At 44.6% G+C, this 15,615-nt stretch carries 19 protein-coding genes; 12 read left to right on the top strand and 7 right to left on the bottom strand.

What is annotated here, in order from left to right:
- The first annotated feature begins 25 nt into the window (after positions 1–25).
- Genes DXE37_RS01590 through DXE37_RS01580 form a run of 3 tightly spaced genes read left to right on the top strand, consistent with a single transcriptional unit; the run spans position 26 to position 2,920 of the window.
- Positions 26–1,156 carry a Re/Si-specific NAD(P)(+) transhydrogenase subunit alpha gene (locus DXE37_RS01590; RefSeq protein WP_114636356.1) on the top strand — a complete coding sequence of 377 codons (1,131 nt, stop codon included), beginning with the start codon at positions 26–28 and terminating at the stop codon, positions 1,154–1,156.
- 24 nt (positions 1,157–1,180) lie between these two features.
- Positions 1,181–1,519, top strand: coding sequence for a proton-translocating transhydrogenase family protein (locus DXE37_RS01585; protein ID WP_114636355.1), 339 nt, complete (start codon positions 1,181–1,183; stop codon positions 1,517–1,519).
- A gap of 33 nt (positions 1,520–1,552) precedes the next feature.
- On the top strand, positions 1,553–2,920 hold the full coding sequence (locus DXE37_RS01580) for an NAD(P)(+) transhydrogenase (Re/Si-specific) subunit beta (protein ID WP_114636354.1): 1,368 nt from the start codon (positions 1,553–1,555) through the stop codon (positions 2,918–2,920).
- A gap of 145 nt (positions 2,921–3,065) precedes the next feature.
- Here DXE37_RS01580 and groL read toward each other — a convergent pair whose 3' ends face one another.
- A complete protein-coding gene (groL, locus tag DXE37_RS01575; protein ID WP_114636353.1) occupies positions 3,066–4,709 on the bottom strand; it encodes a chaperonin GroEL in 1,644 nt (547 codons plus the stop codon).
- Between the two features lie 28 nt (positions 4,710–4,737).
- Positions 4,738–5,028 (bottom strand): co-chaperone GroES, encoded by a 291-nt coding sequence (locus tag DXE37_RS01570; protein ID WP_114636352.1) that lies wholly within the window; start codon positions 5,026–5,028, stop codon positions 4,738–4,740.
- 350 nt (positions 5,029–5,378) lie between these two features.
- Here DXE37_RS01570 and DXE37_RS11105 point away from each other — a divergent pair, with 350 nt between their 5' ends.
- The 9 genes from DXE37_RS11105 (at position 5,379) to DXE37_RS11090 (ending at position 10,731) form a co-directional block, all read left to right on the top strand.
- A complete protein-coding gene (locus DXE37_RS11105) occupies positions 5,379–5,915 on the top strand; it encodes a hypothetical protein (RefSeq protein ID WP_197713044.1) in 537 nt (178 codons plus the stop codon).
- Positions 5,916–6,167: 252 nt separating this feature from the next.
- A complete protein-coding gene (locus DXE37_RS01560; RefSeq protein ID WP_231970925.1) occupies positions 6,168–6,575 on the top strand; it encodes a response regulator in 408 nt (135 codons plus the stop codon).
- A 47-nt stretch (positions 6,576–6,622) separates the two neighbouring features.
- Positions 6,623–6,703 carry a LuxR C-terminal-related transcriptional regulator gene (locus DXE37_RS14175; RefSeq protein WP_415067095.1) on the top strand — a complete coding sequence of 27 codons (81 nt, stop codon included), beginning with the start codon at positions 6,623–6,625 and terminating at the stop codon, positions 6,701–6,703.
- Between the two features lie 94 nt (positions 6,704–6,797).
- Entirely contained in the window at positions 6,798–7,184 is a 387-nt protein-coding gene (locus DXE37_RS01555; protein ID WP_114636351.1) for a type 2 periplasmic-binding domain-containing protein, read from the top strand.
- Positions 7,185–7,747: 563 nt separating this feature from the next.
- Positions 7,748–8,428 carry a sensor histidine kinase gene (locus tag DXE37_RS01550; protein ID WP_114636350.1) on the top strand — a complete coding sequence of 227 codons (681 nt, stop codon included), beginning with the start codon at positions 7,748–7,750 and terminating at the stop codon, positions 8,426–8,428.
- Positions 8,391–9,017 carry a response regulator gene (locus DXE37_RS01545; protein WP_162786124.1) on the top strand — a complete coding sequence of 209 codons (627 nt, stop codon included), beginning with the start codon at positions 8,391–8,393 and terminating at the stop codon, positions 9,015–9,017. The genes DXE37_RS01550 and DXE37_RS01545 overlap by 38 nt, the downstream gene beginning before the upstream one ends.
- A gap of 296 nt (positions 9,018–9,313) precedes the next feature.
- On the top strand, positions 9,314–9,727 hold the full coding sequence (locus DXE37_RS11100) for a D-alanyl-D-alanine carboxypeptidase (protein ID WP_197713043.1): 414 nt from the start codon (positions 9,314–9,316) through the stop codon (positions 9,725–9,727).
- Between the two features lie 19 nt (positions 9,728–9,746).
- A complete protein-coding gene (locus DXE37_RS11095) occupies positions 9,747–9,908 on the top strand; it encodes a hypothetical protein (protein WP_197713042.1) in 162 nt (53 codons plus the stop codon).
- A gap of 475 nt (positions 9,909–10,383) precedes the next feature.
- Complete coding sequence (locus DXE37_RS11090; protein ID WP_197713041.1) at positions 10,384–10,731, top strand: D-alanyl-D-alanine carboxypeptidase; 348 nt, start codon at positions 10,384–10,386, stop codon at positions 10,729–10,731.
- Positions 10,732–10,803: 72 nt separating this feature from the next.
- On the opposite strand, the gene DXE37_RS01530 is transcribed toward DXE37_RS11090, so the two are convergent.
- Genes DXE37_RS01530 through fba form a run of 5 tightly spaced genes read right to left on the bottom strand, consistent with a single transcriptional unit; the run spans position 10,804 to position 15,591 of the window.
- Positions 10,804–11,898, bottom strand: a complete 1,095-nt coding sequence (locus DXE37_RS01530) for an L-threonylcarbamoyladenylate synthase (RefSeq protein ID WP_114636347.1) — start codon at positions 11,896–11,898, stop codon at positions 10,804–10,806.
- A gap of 2 nt (positions 11,899–11,900) precedes the next feature.
- On the bottom strand, positions 11,901–13,085 hold the full coding sequence (locus DXE37_RS01525; protein WP_114636346.1) for a 5-(carboxyamino)imidazole ribonucleotide synthase: 1,185 nt from the start codon (positions 13,083–13,085) through the stop codon (positions 11,901–11,903).
- Between the two features lie 4 nt (positions 13,086–13,089).
- Positions 13,090–13,584: a 5-(carboxyamino)imidazole ribonucleotide mutase gene (purE, locus tag DXE37_RS01520; RefSeq protein WP_114636345.1), complete on the bottom strand. Its 495-nt coding sequence runs from the start codon at positions 13,582–13,584 to the stop codon at positions 13,090–13,092.
- A gap of 38 nt (positions 13,585–13,622) precedes the next feature.
- A complete protein-coding gene (locus tag DXE37_RS01515; protein WP_114636344.1) occupies positions 13,623–14,519 on the bottom strand; it encodes a phosphoribosylaminoimidazolesuccinocarboxamide synthase in 897 nt (298 codons plus the stop codon).
- Between the two features lie 7 nt (positions 14,520–14,526).
- The gene (fba, locus tag DXE37_RS01510) at positions 14,527–15,591 is read right to left on the bottom strand and encodes a class II fructose-bisphosphate aldolase (RefSeq protein ID WP_114636343.1); all 1,065 of its coding nucleotides are present in this window, start codon (positions 15,589–15,591) and stop codon (positions 14,527–14,529) included.
- Positions 15,592–15,615: the final 24 nt, after the last annotated feature.

Here is a 15,615-nt window from a genome sequence, read left to right as displayed (position 1 = left end):
TAAATTTTGCTTTTGGAGACATGCCATGCGCATAGGAGTGCCACTGGAAACAAGGCCTGGGGAAACTCGAGTAGCCGCCACACCGGAAACCGTTAAGAAATTGATTGGTCAAGGTCATACTGTTGTCATCCAAAAGGATGCTGGAGTAAAAGCTAGTCAGCCTGATTCGGCTTATGAAGCTGTTGGCGCATCCATCGGTAGCGCTTCTGATGCATTAGGGGCAGAGATTGTTCTCAAAGTACGCGCTCCCGAGACTTCTGAATTGCAACAGATTAAAGCTGGTGCCGTGCTTCTTGGCATGCTCGACCCATTTGATAACGACATGATTGTTGCGATGGCTGCACAAGGTATTACTGCATTCTCTTTAGAGGCTGCACCACGTACAACTCGCGCCCAAAGCATGGACGTTTTATCCTCACAAGCAAACATTGCGGGATATAAGGCAGTCATGGTGGCTGCTAATGAGTATCAACGTTTTATGCCCATGCTCATGACTGCAGCAGGAACAGTTAAAGCGGCTCATGTTCTCATTTTAGGCGCTGGCGTTGCCGGATTACAGGCAATTGCAATTGCAAAACGTCTTGGTGCCATAATTGAAGCATCAGATGTTCGTCCTGCCGCAAAAGAACAAATTGAATCATTGGGCGCTAAATTTGTTGATGTTCCTTATGAGACCGATGAAGAGCGTGAGATCGCTCAAGGTGTTGGTGGCTACGCCCGTCCAATGCCTGAAGCATGGATGAAGCGCCAAGCTGCTTTGGTTGCTGAGCGCGCCCAACAGGCGGATATTGTTATCACTACCGCATTGATCCCTGGACGCAAGCCGCCAGTCCTCTTGCACAGTGATACCGTTGCTAATATGAAACCTGGATCAGTAGTGATTGACTTAGCCGCAGGCAAAGGTGATAACAGTTCAGGCAACTGTCCACTTACACAGGCTGACAAAGTCATTGATGTGAATGGCGTGAAGATTGTCGGCTATACCAATTTAGCCAGCATGGTAGGTGCAGATGCATCTGCTCTCTATGCGCGTAACTTACTCGATTTCATGAAGCTCATTGTGGACAAAGAAGCCAAGTTAGTCATCCCAAGTGATGATGACATCGTTACCGCTTGCTTAATGTGTCGTGATGGCCAAGCTATCCGCAAAAACTAAAAGTAAAAATACTAAGGAAACATTATGGATCTCGCTGCCTTTCAAAGCATCCTCACCGTTCAAAACATTACCGTGTTTGTATTGGCCATTTTTATTGGCTACCACGTAGTTTGGAACGTCACCCCTGCATTGCATACACCGCTCATGGCGGTAACCAATGCAATCTCCGGCATCATCATCGTGGGTGCGTTGCTACAGACCGAAGTCATTGGTGGAGATGAAATAACACTCACCAGCATCATTGGTGCTGTGGCAGTGTTTCTCGCAGCTATCAATATTTTTGGTGGCTTTATGGTCACCCGTCGCATGCTTGAAATGTTCAAGAAAAAAGCCCCAAAAGCTGATGCGACTGGAACTAAATAAATCTAGAACAAGACCTATAAAGAGACCAAAACTATGTCAAACATAACCGCTATTTCTTATCTCATTTCATCGGTGTTGTTCATCCTCGCTTTGCGTGGCTTATCTTCACCGACTACTTCACGCCAAGGCAATGCCTTCGGCATGATTGGTATGTTGTTAGCAATCATCACTACCTTCTTCATTCCTGACTTCAAGCCAGTGATCTCTCTGATTGGAGTTGCCATTGTTGGTGGCGCGATCATCGGGGCGATTGCCGCCAAACGCGTGCAAATGACCAAGATGCCTGAGTTGGTTGCCCTGATGCACTCCTTTGTTGGCTTATCAGCAGTATTAATTGCAATCGCTGCTGTATTTAATCCAGCGCATGACCATACTGGTGCTCAGAAGATTGAACTCTTTATTGGTGCATTTATTGGCGCCATTACCTTCACTGCATCTGTGATCGCATTCGGTAAATTATCTGGCAAGGTCAGCGGCAAGCCAGTCAGCTTTGCAGGTCAACACTTGCTCAACTTGATTTTGGCTGTTTCTATGGTGGGTGCTGGTATTGCCTACTATATGGGCGATAGCCATGCAGCCTTCTTAGCAATGTGCGCGATCGCATTGGTACTGGGTGTAACGTTAATCATCCCTATCGGCGGCGCAGATATGCCAGTAGTGGTGTCTATGCTTAATAGCTACTCTGGTTGGGCTGCAGCAGGTATTGGCTTCACGCTAAACAATCCAGTTTTGATCATTGCAGGCGCTTGCGTAGGCTCATCTGGCGCCATTCTGTCTTACATCATGTGTAAGGCGATGAACCGCTCTATTCTTGCCGTACTTCTTGGTGGCTTTGGTGCCGAGGCTGCCGCAGGTGATGGGGATGATGGTGGTCCCAAAAACTACAAAACCGGCTCGCCTGAAGACGCAGCCTTCCTTATGGAAAATGCAGATACTGTGATCATCGTTCCAGGCTATGGTTTGGCAGTCGCACGTGCCCAACACGCCTTGAAAGAATTGACTGAAAAGTTGACTCATCATGGGGTGACCGTGAAATACGCTATACACCCAGTGGCTGGTCGCATGCCTGGTCACATGAACGTTCTTTTGGCTGAAGCCGAAGTTCCATACGATCAAGTTTTTGAGATGGAAGATATCAACAGCGATTTTAGTCAAGCTGACGTTGTGTTAGTACTTGGTGCGAACGACGTAGTAAATCCTGCAGCACGCACTCCAGGTAGCCCAATTTTTGGTATGCCAATCTTGGAAGCATTCAAAGCTAAAACAATTATCGTTAACAAACGCTCTATGGCGGCTGGTTATGCCGGTCTAGATAACGAACTCTTCTACATGGATAAAACCATGATGGTCTTCGGTGATGCGAAGAAAGTGGTTGAAGAGATGGTCAAGGCGGTTGAGTAAATTGCTTACTCGAGACATAAAATAAAAAACCGCCCGAAGGCGGTTTTTTATTACTGCATTTTTCTAGTTTCTGCTAATAAAAAACGCCCGGTCTTTTGAACCAGGCGTTTTGGTTTCTACAGCAAGACTGCTGGAGAGCTAGGTATTACATCATGCCACCCATGCCACCCATGCCACCCATATCAGGCATACCGCCACCAGCAGACTCATCCTTTGGCGCATCAGAAATAGCGCAATCAGTAGTCAACAAGAGGCCAGCAACAGAAGCTGCGTTTACTAATGCAGTTTTAGTTACCTTAGTTGGGTCGATAACACCTTGCGCAACGAGGTCACCGTATTCACCGGTAGCTGCGTTGTAGCCATTATTACCAGTGCTGGCTTGCACGGCATTAACTACTACACCTGCGTCTTCACCAGCATTGCTAACGATGGTGCGCAATGGCTCTTGCATAGCGCGCAATACGATATTGATACCAGCGTCTTGATCGGCGTTATCGCCTTTTAAGCCTTTAATGCCTTGCATTGCACGAATCAACGCTACACCGCCGCCAGGAATAATACCTTCTTCAACAGCTGCACGAGTTGCATGTAATGCGTCGTCAACACGAGCTTTCTTCTCTTTCATCTCTACTTCAGTAGCGGCACCAACACGAATCACAGCAACACCGCCAGCCAACTTGGCTACACGTTCTTGCAATTTTTCCTTGTCGTAGTCGCTAGTTGCTTCATCGATCTGAACGCGAATATTCTTCACGCGAGCTTCAATAGCTTTGGCATCGCCAGCACCGTCAATAATGATGGTGTTTTCTTTGCCTACTTCGATGCGCTTTGCTTGACCTAAGTGCTCAAGAGTTGTTTTCTCGAGTGTGAGGCCAATTTCTTCAGCGATGACAGTGCCACCAGTCAAAATAGCAACATCTTCCAACATTGCTTTACGACGATCACCAAAGCCTGGAGCTTTAACAGCACAAGTCTTGATAATGCCGCGGATGTTATTAACCACTAAAGTTGCCAAGGCTTCGCCTTCAACATCTTCTGCAATGATCAACAATGGACGTCCAGACTTAGCTACTTGCTCAAGTACTGGGAGCAAATCACGGATGTTGGCAATCTTCTTGTCAAACAAGAGAACATATGGGCTTTCCAATACGGCAACTTGTTTTTCTGGTTGATTAATGAAGTATGGGGAAAGGTAGCCACGGTCAAACTGCATACCCTCAACCACTTCAAGCTCGTCTTCCAAGGACTTGCCATCTTCAACAGTGATAACACCTTCTTTACCTACTTTTTCCATTGCTTCTGCGATACGCTGACCAATACTGTGATCACTGTTAGCAGAGATAGAACCTACCTGAGCAATTTCTTTAGTAGTTGTGCAAGGCTTGCTGATTTTTGCGAGCTCTTCGATTGCGGCAGTAGCAGCCCTATCAATACCGCGCTTCAGGTCCATTGGGTTATGGCCTGCAACAACATATTTCATACCTTCGCGAACGATGGACTGAGCCAAAACGGTAGCGGTTGTAGTGCCGTCACCAGCGATATCAGCGGTTTTGGAAGCAACTTCCTTGACCATCTGCGCGCCCATGTTTTGAAGCTTGTCTTTAAGCTCGATTTCTTTGGCTACGGACACACCATCCTTAGTGATAGTTGGACCACCAAATGAACGCTCGATCACCACATTGCGACCTTTTGGCCCCAAAGTAGTTTTTACTGCGTTAGCAAGAATATTCACGCCTTCGACCATCTTGGTACGGGCGTTATCTCCAAATACAACGTCTTTTGCTGCCATGATTAAATTCCTCTCTTAAATACCGAAATTACTTCTGTACAACAGCCATGATGTCGTCTTCGCGCATCACGATGAGTTCTTCGCTGTCAACTTTTACTGTTTGACCTGCATATTTGCCAAATAAAACGCGATCGCCCACTTTGACGTCTGGTACGTTTAATTTGCCGCTGTCATCGCGCTTGCCTGGGCCAACCGCCAATACTTCACCTTGATCAGGCTTTTCTGCAGCAGCATCAGGAATAATGATTCCAGAAGCAGTTTTTGATTCTTGATCTAAACGCTTGATGATTACGCGATCATGTAAGGGACGCAAATTCATCTCTTCTCCTATAAGTGTTAACTAATTAAATAAACTATATAAATCAGTGCTTTATAATCTCAATACCCGCAAGCAAGTAGTGATTTAGTACTAAATCACCCTTTTTTTAGCACTCGCGTGTAGGGAGTACTGATTATATAGGTCTGATTACCAGTTTTTCAAGGGCAGATCACCATAAATTCTTTGGGGATTAGGCCCTTATTTATACTGAGGACAAGCTGGTAGGTCATTTCCTACAGATAAATCAGCCTAAAGCCCTACCCCTCCAATCCGTCCTGCCTAGACTGGATAGTCACCGATTGGAGAATGCTGATGAGCCCGAAATCCCGACTGTACACGCTTGTAAAGGCATGGAAGAACAACCCTTCCAAGAAGTACGAGACGCCTGTGGCGATCCATGGCTTGGCATAAGCAGCCAAGCCCTTGAAAAACACCAATCCTGGTCCAAGCGACAAGCGATTAGTCATGAACCTATAAACTGCAAGGGAGAAAAACTGACAGGATCTTTATTTAGACCATTTCTTGCTGCAACCGATATGCAATTACTACGTCTTTTTATAGAGGGGCTGGACACCATTGCATATTGGTATCGGAGTGGTCGCTTAATTCCTGGGATATTGCCAATGCCTACCCATGCTATTGCTTCAAGTAGATACATTGATGCAATGAGCGAGCTGATCTTGAATTCACGGCTTCCGGTTGGATTAGTTGCCGTAGGTATTCAATCGATCCCAACGACTGATATTTCCGATGCCTGTAAAGAAGGACTCCTTCGTTTGCGACGGCTTGACGTCCTACTTCACCACCTGAATTTCGTAGGAGATATTGAAGCATTGCAATGGATTAAAGAGATGCAATTAGAGGGTGTTCATATTGATATGAGCTAAATACGTGAACGTGCACTAAAAAGCGATGTTCTATCTCAATTAAGAGAGTCTCCTTACTCACCTACACAAGTTTATGCAAGCAATATTAGCCTTGTAAATGATTTGGAAAATGCTACCTCCCTCATTGCTGACCATGCTTATGGTGGGCTCATGATGTCGCCATCAAGTACTTCAAATTAGTGATAGCTGTATCGCTAAAGCAATTTTTTCGCCGCACCCTCATCAACACCTAAACCAAAATGGAGACAAGTAATGAGAAAACGCGTGATGTTGGCAGATGACCATCCAGCAATGCTGATGGCCCTTAAAAGTATGCTGCAAGATCAGTTGCTATTTGAAATAGCCGGACAGACACAGAATGGGGAGGAGTACCTCAGGTCAATGAAAGGGGTTAACCCCAACATGGTCATTCTAGATCTGGACATGCCCAAGACTGATGGCTTTGATGTCATACGTCGCATTGGCTTGATGCATCCAGATGTTCGTATGTTGATTCTCTCCAGCATGGATGAAGCTGTTTATGGCGGCAGAGTACGCTCATTAGGGGGGCATGGGTTTGTTAATAAACTGCTGGGGCAGATGTCATTCTCACCGCCTGCCTTGCTATCTCACAAGGTTATAACTTTTTTACCCACGGCAAAAATGGTAATAGCTCATTAAGTGATAACGATAAGTTAGCTTTAATTTCCGACCGAGAATTGCAGGTGATGAAGTACCTAGGCAAAGGCAATACCAATCAACAAATTTCGGACATATTACACATTAGCAATAAAACAGTGGCAACTTGATAAGACAAGAGTCTTTGATAAATTAGGCATTAACAATATAGCTGACCTCATCTTGTTCTGTCGCATGAACAATATTATTGAAAGCTAAGTAAGTATGCATCGATCCATAGCCAGAATTGCTATTTTTACTTTACTAAATGGTTTCTGGGGAAATGCCCTTGCAAACGTATTCAGCCCAAAGGAGCAACAGTGGATCGATGCCCATCCTGTAGTTAATTTTAGTATTCACGAAAAATATGCCCCCTATCTTGAAACCAATGAAAAAGGTGAGTTCGGAATATTCCATCCTCTTTTAAGAAAGTTGGGCGAAGTAACCCAGCAAGAGTTTTTACCTAAACGGCGAAAAAGTGACCAAGAGGGACTGCAACAACTTGTAAATGGGGATGTAGATTTCATTATTGACCCCTCTCTCTTGATGATGAGTACCTCAAATTTGGCTCCTTATCAGAGGCAATTTTTTGGGGTCATGACGTCATTCTGACAAAACAGTCAAGAAAAGTTGCCCCCATTGAGCCAATTAATATCGCCTATTTTGAGCGCGGCTTTGAAAACCAGCCTATTCCCAACCATCCTCAGGCTAGCATCTCAAGCCATGCCGAGAAATTAAGTTATTGATCTACTTAAAAACGATATTGAAGCTCTAGTTCTCCCTCTTCGTCTAGCACAACAACTCATTCGAAAATTCAATACAGATCAGTTAAAAGTTGACGGGCTTTATAGCAGGGAACCTTTTCAGTATCGCTGGCTTATTTCCCATCAAGATGAGGCATTGCACGGGGTAATTGAAAATTTCTTAACACTCTCGATCCGATCGCATCACGACAACTTTTAGCCTGAGCGTAAACACTTTTGAAGCAGATACCTCATCTATATCGACCCGTTTACCTTGGCTCTCAAGCTTAGTTATTTTTCTTGTGGGCACTTTTCTACTATGGCGCATGCACCAGAAACACATGACCCAAAAACAGGAAGTTGAGATTCTTGTTTCATCAAAAGAGCAGGCAGAAAATGCTAATGCAGCCAAGTCAGTCTTCCTAGCAAACCATGAGCCATGAAATCCGAACCCCTATGAATGCAATTTTGGGTGTGCAGGGGCTCTTGCTCAACAGTCCACTTCCTAAAAATGAAAAAGCCCTACTCACTAGCGCACACTCTTCAGCAGAGTCTCTTTTAGGAATTTTGAATCAAGTTTTAGACCTTTCAAAAATAGAGGCTGGCAAACTCACCTTAAACATAGAGCCGTGTAATCTCAAAGCCTTGATTGACAACATTGATTCAGCATTTTCAACGGTAGCCCAAAAACAGAATCTCAAGTTACTTACCATTAAGAATCCACGCATCGCAGAAGTCTTATTGCTTGATTCATTGCGTTTACGTCAAATATTGCAGAACCTCATTAGCAATACGATCAAATTTACCGATCAAGGTGAAATCTACTTCTCCATTAACGTGCTAGCAGATGACCATGCTGGTCAACTCATTGAATTCAGAGTCATTGATACCAGTGTAGGTATGGGTACAGAAGAGATTGCAATTGCACTCCAAGCTTTTGAACAAATACCCGGTCATAGCGAACAACCCAATGAGACTGGCTTAGGCTTAACCATTACCAATCATCTAGTGACCTCTATGAATAGTCAACTATATTTAGAAAGTGCGCCCGGATTTGGTAGCAATATTCATTTTTGTGTGGCTTTCCCCACGCACCGGCATTGCCGCCACTAGAACCCCTTCTTTAGCTCATGATGATATCCCTAGAAAACTAATATCTAAACATGCTCAAAATAATAAGGATTCATTAAAGGCTTTAGCAGTTGAAGAGCATCCTGCAAGCCGTCAAATTATTTCCCTACAACTTCAAGCCCTAGGTATTGAATCCTCAGTTTGCGAAAATGCTACTACTGCGATAGAGATGATTAAGAAAAATCACTTTGATCTTCTTCTCACAGATCAATCTATTCCTGGAATGCAAGGCTCCGACCTTGCTCAATACATTCGAAATTTAGGCTTTCAAGATCTGGTCATTATTGGAATTACGGCTGATATTTATGCTCTTGAATCACGCAATCAATTTCTTGCTGCGGGCATGAATGGCGTCCTGATTAAGCCATTAAGTCTACGAACTTTAGATAATGAAATTTCTCGACACTTTACTTGTGAGGTTATAGAGCCTCGCTCAAGATCGCCAAAGTATTTGGGCGAGTACCTGGGGCACATTCTCCCAGGTCCTTCAAAGGAAGCCAGAGTACTTATTGACCATCCTCAAAGAAATCAAAAAAGTTCACGACGAAACACTGATAACACTGAGGTCTGAAGCTGTGAATGAGCAGTCCTTTGCCAGTTTGGTACATAAAGTTAAAGGGGGTGCACAAATATTAGAACTTAGAGATTTTATTCAACGGTATACGACTCTTGAAGATCCAGGCAATCTACCTCACAGGATTAACTCCTTTATTAAATTGCTGGAAATGGAAAATCAACGCATTGAGCAACAAATATTAGACATACCAGCATACTAATTAGCCACCTCGGGACTGTGCAAGTCAGAGTCATCAGTATTAGCAAGCTAAATCTCCTCCCACTAGAGGAACTAGGTTTATCCTATTATGAGTGCGCTCAATATTTAAGCCACCCCTTTATTTAACTAAGTTGCTCTTAATAGCAGGCTATTTCCTTTTTACTTCTTCAGTTAGTGCAAATGACCGAAGCACATTACCAATACCCACGTCGGTTTCGGGCAGCTTAGAGCGCAATCAAATTCCTCTTGATACATTTAGCGCCGCTGTATTGGAAATTGAGCCTGGTCAAGCCGGCAAACATGCAGCAAAGAAGGTGCTAGATTGGCGCGGTAAAGAGCCCATGAACCCAGCTTCAACGATGAAGCCACTTACTACACTCTCAAGCTTAGATATATTGGGGCCCCAATATCGTTGGCGTACCAATGTATATACCGATGGGGTAATTCGTCAGGGCACCCTCTCAAAGGGAATCTGTATTTACAAGGCACCGGAGATCCCAAACTAGTTCCTGAGGACTTGCCAAGATGATGAAAGACCTTCAAGGCTTAGGCATACAAAAAATAGATGGCAACTTATTTTTTGATCGAAGTACCTATGCGCCAAGTGTGATGGAACATAACACCATTGATGGTGAATCCTTAAGGGCCTACAACGCTCCTCCAGACCCTTTGGCTATACGCATTTAAAACGCTTTCATTTCAGCTAGGAAAATCACGTACTGCGGACTTTATTGACATTAGCTATTCCCCTGCGCTCTCCCAATTAAAGATATCGGAATCAAATGCAGTTAGTAGATCGCTCCTGCGATAACTGGAAAAGTAATATTCGTTTTATTTAGATCCTGAGGGTGTGAGCAATACCGATCAACCTCTCACAGCCCAATTCTCAGGGGCTTTTCCTAGCTCCTGTAAAGGAGTGAACTTTTAATGTCGTTGCGTTAGATGCAAATACTTTCTTAACCCAGGGTTTTGCAGCAGCATGGGAATTAGCAGGTGGCACTTGGACTCAGCCTCCAGTTGGTAAGAATGCAACTGTACCCTTGGCGGCAAGGCTACTCTTACAGTTTGAGGGAATTCGATTAGCGGATGATGTGCTCGATATAAATAAATACTCCAATAATGTGATGGCCCGACAACTCTCCTTACTCTAGCGTTAGAGAAGATGGGAAAACCAGCTACAACTGCCAATGGAGAGATGGTCATTCAGAGCTGGCTGAAACAAAATGGCCTGGAATTTCAGGAACTCGTTATCGAAAATGGTTCAGGCTTATCTCGCAACGAGGCAATCTCTGCGGGCCAGATGAATCAACTTTTATTGACAGTTCGAAACCTACCTGTTGGTGATATTTTCTATAACAGCCTGCCAATTGCTGGTGCTGACAGCACCATGCGCAATCGCCTAATGAGTCAGCTACGCAAGTTCTTGCATCTCAAGAAAAAACCTGAAGCCAGAATTAAAACTGGCTCACTTGCAGATGTCAGAGCAATCTCTTGGTTACATGTTAAGTAAATCTGGCAAGATGTATGCAGTAACCTCATTTATTAACCGCCCCAATGCATAGAGAGGCTTAGAGGCGCATGATCAATTACTATCGTGGTTACTAGAGGATGGCCCAGAACCAAAACATGCACGCTGAAGTCGATCTCTGACACCGTCCCATTCCTCGCCCACGGGTGGCTCAGGAAACAAAATTAAATCCCAGCCTTGTTGATCCAAATCGCGCAGGGATCGATATAAACAACTAGCGAAGGCAACGCTATCACTTGATATCTCCACCTCTTCAAAACGAGCAGCTGGGTGACCGTCATGACCAAGAGAAGATTCGGAATCCCATACCGCAATTGCAACGCGAGATTTGGTGTCAGGAAATTCACTTAATGCATCTAAAACACGTCCCGGTGCGTAGAGACGCAAAGGAGTAGTAGGTGCGTAATGCGCTTTAAGACTTCCCGATACCTTAGGAAGATCTTCTTTTTCGTTGTCGCCCTTGATTTCTCCAGGCAGATATACCCTTACACCTGTCTTAGCCATAATCTCGCTCGGAGTAATGGCGCCCGGCCTAAGAAGTACTGCCTTATCACCTGAGGAGAGGTCAATAATCGTTGATTCAATACCAACATCACAATCTCCACCATCTAGAACCATTAGACCCAACATACCTTCAAATTCTTGCCGAACGTCGGCGGCACTAGTGGGTGAAACCTTTCCAAAACGATTGGCTGAAGGCGCGGCTACTCCGCCTTTAAATTTACGCAATAAACCTATTGCAATAGGATGTGCAGGCGCGCGAATTGCCACTGTATCTTGCCCGCCCGTCAGCTCATTTAAAACGCCTTTATCTTTTTTAAACACAAGAGTAAGCGGTCCTGGCCAAAACTGATTAATTAGCTTTAACGCATCTTCGGAAACATCTCGTGCCCAAGGCGCCAGCAATGCAATCCAATCAATTTGGGGTTGATCAAATTTATCAGGCGCAGCCAAGTGAACAATTAATGGGTGATTTGAAGGACGTTCTTTAGCAACAAAGATTTTCTTAATGGCGTCAGGATTTTTAGCATCAGCAGCTAGACCGTAAACCGTCTCGGCAGGTATGGCAACCAATCCACCATTGCGTAAGGTTTGAACCGCTTCATAAATCACCGCAGAAGAATGCAGTGGCGTACTATCGCCAGACATTTCTAGGGCTCAATGCCTAATTCAGTAGCAACAGCCGCACAGTTTTGGCGAGCTTCGTTCAACGCCTCACCAAGACAATTAATATGCCCCATTTTTCGACCCATCCGTGGAGCAGATTTTCCATAAAGATGCAACTTAGCATCAGGGTGAGCCAGCACTTTATTCCAAGCAGGTTCACGAGCTTTATCTTCACTACCTTCAAACCAAAGATCGCCCAATAGGTTCAACATGGATACGGGTGCAAGTTGACGGGTATCACCCAAAGGCAATCTCGCCATTGCTCTCACTTGCTGCTCAAACTGACTGCTAACACAAGCGTCCATAGTGTAATGGCCAGAATTATGAGGGCGTGGTGCGATTTCATTAGCGATAATGTCGCCACCTTTCAAAACAAAAAATTCAACGCAAAGTACGCCCACATAATCCATTTTACGAATCAGCGCCTTTGCTGCATCAATGATTTTTTTCTCTTGAGCAGGCTTGAGCGATGGCACTGGCACTGTCGAGGTATGCAAGATTCCATCACGATGAATATTCTGCGCCACTGGGTAAGCCACCACCGCATCATCATAGCCACGTACTACTAAAGCCGATACTTCAAAATCCAAATCCATACGCTTTTCAAGAACGCATGGCACGCGCCCAAACTCATTCCATGCTGCCGTTAATTCTTCTGGGTTATAAACAGTAGCTTGACCTTTTCCGTCATAACCCAAACGAGCAGTTTTCAAAATCCCAGGAAAAAGATCAGCAGGCACGTGAGCAATATCAGCGTCATGCTCAATCACAAAATTAGGGGCTGGGCCAATATTTGTTTCAGATTTCCAAGTCGCTAAGAATTTTTTCTCTGCCACACGGTTTTGCGCCAATGAAACACAGCTACTCCTAGGCGCAACAAAAACACCTAATGCCTCTAATTCATCCAGCGCTTGAGCTGGGACGTTTTCAAACTCAGTACTCACTGACGAGCACAACGCAGCCATTTCTTTTAAAGCAGCACTATCCGTGTACTCCGCTTGAATAAATTTTTCAGCGATAGAGCCGGCCGGACTATCCGAATCAGGATCTAGAACACAAACCTTATAACCCATGGCCTGCGCGGCTTGAGTAAACATGCGCCCCAATTGACCGCCGCCTAAAATGCCCAGATATGAACCCGGCAAAATAGGTTCCTTACGATCTGCCATTTAATTAATATCCCGGCAAATTCATTGAACGTGCGGTATCAGACTGTTTCACACGAAAATCTTCTAAGCGCTGAGCTAAATCAGCATCATGTAAAGCTAAACCTGCAATCACATGCAAGGCAGCATTAGCCGCACCGGCTTCACCAATTGCAAAAGTAGCAACTGGAATTCCTTTGGGCATTTGAACAATTGAATATAAAGAATCTTCACCGCGCAAATATTTACTGGCAACCGGTACCCCGTAGACAGGGACAATTGTTTTTGAAGCAAGCATGCCTGGTAAATGAGCCGCACCACCTGCTCCAGCAATGATTGCCTGCAAGCCATTAGCTTGAGCCTTTTCAGCATACTGAAACATATCATCTGGCATGCGATGCGCGGAGAGCACTTTTGCCTCATGAGCAATGCCAAATTGCTCAAGCATTTGGGCGGCGTGCTGCATGGTGTCCCAATCTGAATTGGATCCCATCACTATTCCGACGATTGGCTTCTTACTCATCGACCTCTCCAAATGCTTTATATCTATTAAGGCCTCTATTATCCCTGAGTTAGACGTGTGAGCGCTTCGCGATACTTTTGGGCAGTTTTTTGAACAACATCTGCAGGCAATTGCGGTGCAGGGGCTGTTTTGGGCCAAGGCTTACCATTTACCATCGCCGTCTCTAACCAGTCACGCACAAATTGCTTGTCATAAGAAGGTGGGTTTGAACCCACATAGTAGGTTTCTGCAGGCCAGAAGCGAGAAGAATCAGCAGTAAGGATCTCGTCCATTAGGACCAATTCGCCAGTAGCATCTAAGCCAAACTCAAACTTGGTATCAGCAATAATGATTCCACGAGTAGCAGCGAATTCAGAGGCTTCTTTATACAGTCGAATGCTTACCTCCCGAATTTGGTTGGCTAACTTTTCACCGATTAATTTAACTACTTTTTCAAATGAGATGTTTTCATCATGCCGACCAAATTCAGCTTTAGCCGCAGGAGTAAAGATGGGCTCGGGCAATTTTTGAGCGTTCTCTAAGCCTTTCGGCAAAGCAATTCCACAAACCTTGCCAGCTTCTTTGTAATCTTTCCAGCCGCTACCAGCTAAATAGCCACGTACAACAGCCTCTACCAAAATCGGCTTTAAACGTTTAGCAACTACAGCACGACCTTTCACCTGCTCTACCTCGTCGGCAGCTACTACCGTAGCTGGATCCATGCCAGTCAAATGGTTTGGAATCACTGAAGCTAATTTATTAAACCAAAAATTAGCCATTTGGTTTAACACTACACCCTTTTCGGGAATAGACTCACCCATCACCACATCAAATGCAGAGAGTCGGTCAGTTGTAATCATTAACAACTTATCATCATCTAATGCATATACATCTCGCACTTTACCTTTCGATAATAGGGGTAAGGATTTAATAGAGGTAGCGTATAAAGCAGGCATATTTAAATCACTTCACAATTTGAATTAATTTACCGCTCTTATAAAGCTCAGCCATCTTCTCTAAGAGAATGGGTTTAATTTTGGAAGCTTGGCCAGCTGAACCAAAAGCCTGAAACCGTGCAATACAAATCTTCTTCGCAGCTTCACGGGCCGGCTTTAAATAATCGCGCGGGTCAAACTTGCTTGGATTTTCGATAAAGTAACGACGAATCGCCCCCGTCATTGCCAAGCGTATATCTGTATCGATATTAATTTTGCGTACGCCATTCTTAATGCCCTCTTGAATCTCTTCAACAGGCACACCATAAGTCTCTTTCATATCGCCACCAAACTCACGGATCTCGGCCAGCAATTCCTGAGGAACACTTGATGAGCCATGCATTACTAGATGTGTATTTGGAATACGTGCATGAATTTCCTTAATTCGGTCGATAGCCAAAATGTCGCCTGTTGGTTTTTTACTAAACTTGTAAGCACCATGGCTAGTACCAATTGCAATCGCTAAAGCATCGCACTGCGTCGCCTTCACAAAATCAGCCGCTTGCTCAACATCTGTTAACAATTGCTCGCGAGTCATCGTGCCATCAGCACCATGGCCATCTTCCTTGTCGCCTTTCATTGTTTCTAAGGAGCCTAATACCCCTAGTTCTGCCTCAACCGTAACTCCAATTGAATGAGAAAACTTCACTACCTCCTTGGAAACATCCACGTTGTACTCATAGCTAGCAACAGTTTTGCCATCAGCTTCTAAAGAGCCATCCATCATTACGCTGGTAAAACCACTCTTGATCGCTGCCATACATACCGCAGGGCTCTGACCATGGTCCTGGTGCATGACTACTGGAATATGTGGGTAAGCTTCAACAGCCGCAGAAATCAAATGGCGCAAAAATGCTTCTCCAGCATATTTACGAGCCCCTGCAGAAGCTTGCATGATGACGGGAGAATCAGCCTCGTTAGCTGCCTCCATAATTGCCGTTACTTGCTCTAGATTATTTACATTAAATGCTGGCAGACCATATCCGTTTTCTGCAGCATGATCCAAGAGTTGTCTTAAAGATACTAAAGCCATAATGTTCTCTTATTGAATGGTAAT

Source organism: Polynucleobacter necessarius (assembly GCF_900095205.1).
Classification (GTDB): Bacteria; Pseudomonadota; Gammaproteobacteria; order Burkholderiales; family Burkholderiaceae; genus Polynucleobacter; species Polynucleobacter necessarius_E.
Note: the sequence above shows the minus strand (reverse complement) of the source record. Positions and strands in the feature narration are given on the sequence as shown.

Excerpts from the sequence above, each read along its gene's own strand:
- DXE37_RS01555 (WP_114636351.1), top strand. The coding sequence starts at position 6,798 with ATGCATCGATCCATAGCCAGAATTGCTATTTTTACTTTACTAAATGGT.
- DXE37_RS11105 (WP_197713044.1), top strand. The coding sequence starts at position 5,379 with ATGGAAGAACAACCCTTCCAAGAAGTACGAGACGCCTGTGGCGATCCA.
- DXE37_RS01515 (WP_114636344.1), bottom strand. The coding sequence starts at position 14,519 with ATGCCTGCTTTATACGCTACCTCTATTAAATCCTTACCCCTATTATCG.
- DXE37_RS14175 (WP_415067095.1), top strand. The coding sequence starts at position 6,623 with ATGAAGTACCTAGGCAAAGGCAATACCAATCAACAAATTTCGGACATA.
- DXE37_RS01525 (WP_114636346.1), bottom strand. The coding sequence starts at position 13,085 with ATGGCAGATCGTAAGGAACCTATTTTGCCGGGTTCATATCTGGGCATT.
- DXE37_RS01580 (WP_114636354.1), top strand. The coding sequence starts at position 1,553 with ATGTCAAACATAACCGCTATTTCTTATCTCATTTCATCGGTGTTGTTC.
- DXE37_RS01530 (WP_114636347.1), bottom strand. The coding sequence starts at position 11,898 with ATGTCTGGCGATAGTACGCCACTGCATTCTTCTGCGGTGATTTATGAA.
- fba (WP_114636343.1), bottom strand. The coding sequence starts at position 15,591 with ATGGCTTTAGTATCTTTAAGACAACTCTTGGATCATGCTGCAGAAAAC.
- DXE37_RS01560 (WP_231970925.1), top strand. The coding sequence starts at position 6,168 with ATGAGAAAACGCGTGATGTTGGCAGATGACCATCCAGCAATGCTGATG.
- DXE37_RS01585 (WP_114636355.1), top strand. The coding sequence starts at position 1,181 with ATGGATCTCGCTGCCTTTCAAAGCATCCTCACCGTTCAAAACATTACC.
- purE (WP_114636345.1), bottom strand. The coding sequence starts at position 13,584 with ATGAGTAAGAAGCCAATCGTCGGAATAGTGATGGGATCCAATTCAGAT.
- DXE37_RS01570 (WP_114636352.1), bottom strand. The coding sequence starts at position 5,028 with ATGAATTTGCGTCCCTTACATGATCGCGTAATCATCAAGCGTTTAGAT.
- DXE37_RS11095 (WP_197713042.1), top strand. The coding sequence starts at position 9,747 with ATGATGAAAGACCTTCAAGGCTTAGGCATACAAAAAATAGATGGCAAC.
- DXE37_RS01550 (WP_114636350.1), top strand. The coding sequence starts at position 7,748 with ATGAGCCATGAAATCCGAACCCCTATGAATGCAATTTTGGGTGTGCAG.
- DXE37_RS11090 (WP_197713041.1), top strand. The coding sequence starts at position 10,384 with ATGGGAAAACCAGCTACAACTGCCAATGGAGAGATGGTCATTCAGAGC.
- groL (WP_114636353.1), bottom strand. The coding sequence starts at position 4,709 with ATGGCAGCAAAAGACGTTGTATTTGGAGATAACGCCCGTACCAAGATG.
- DXE37_RS01590 (WP_114636356.1), top strand. The coding sequence starts at position 26 with ATGCGCATAGGAGTGCCACTGGAAACAAGGCCTGGGGAAACTCGAGTA.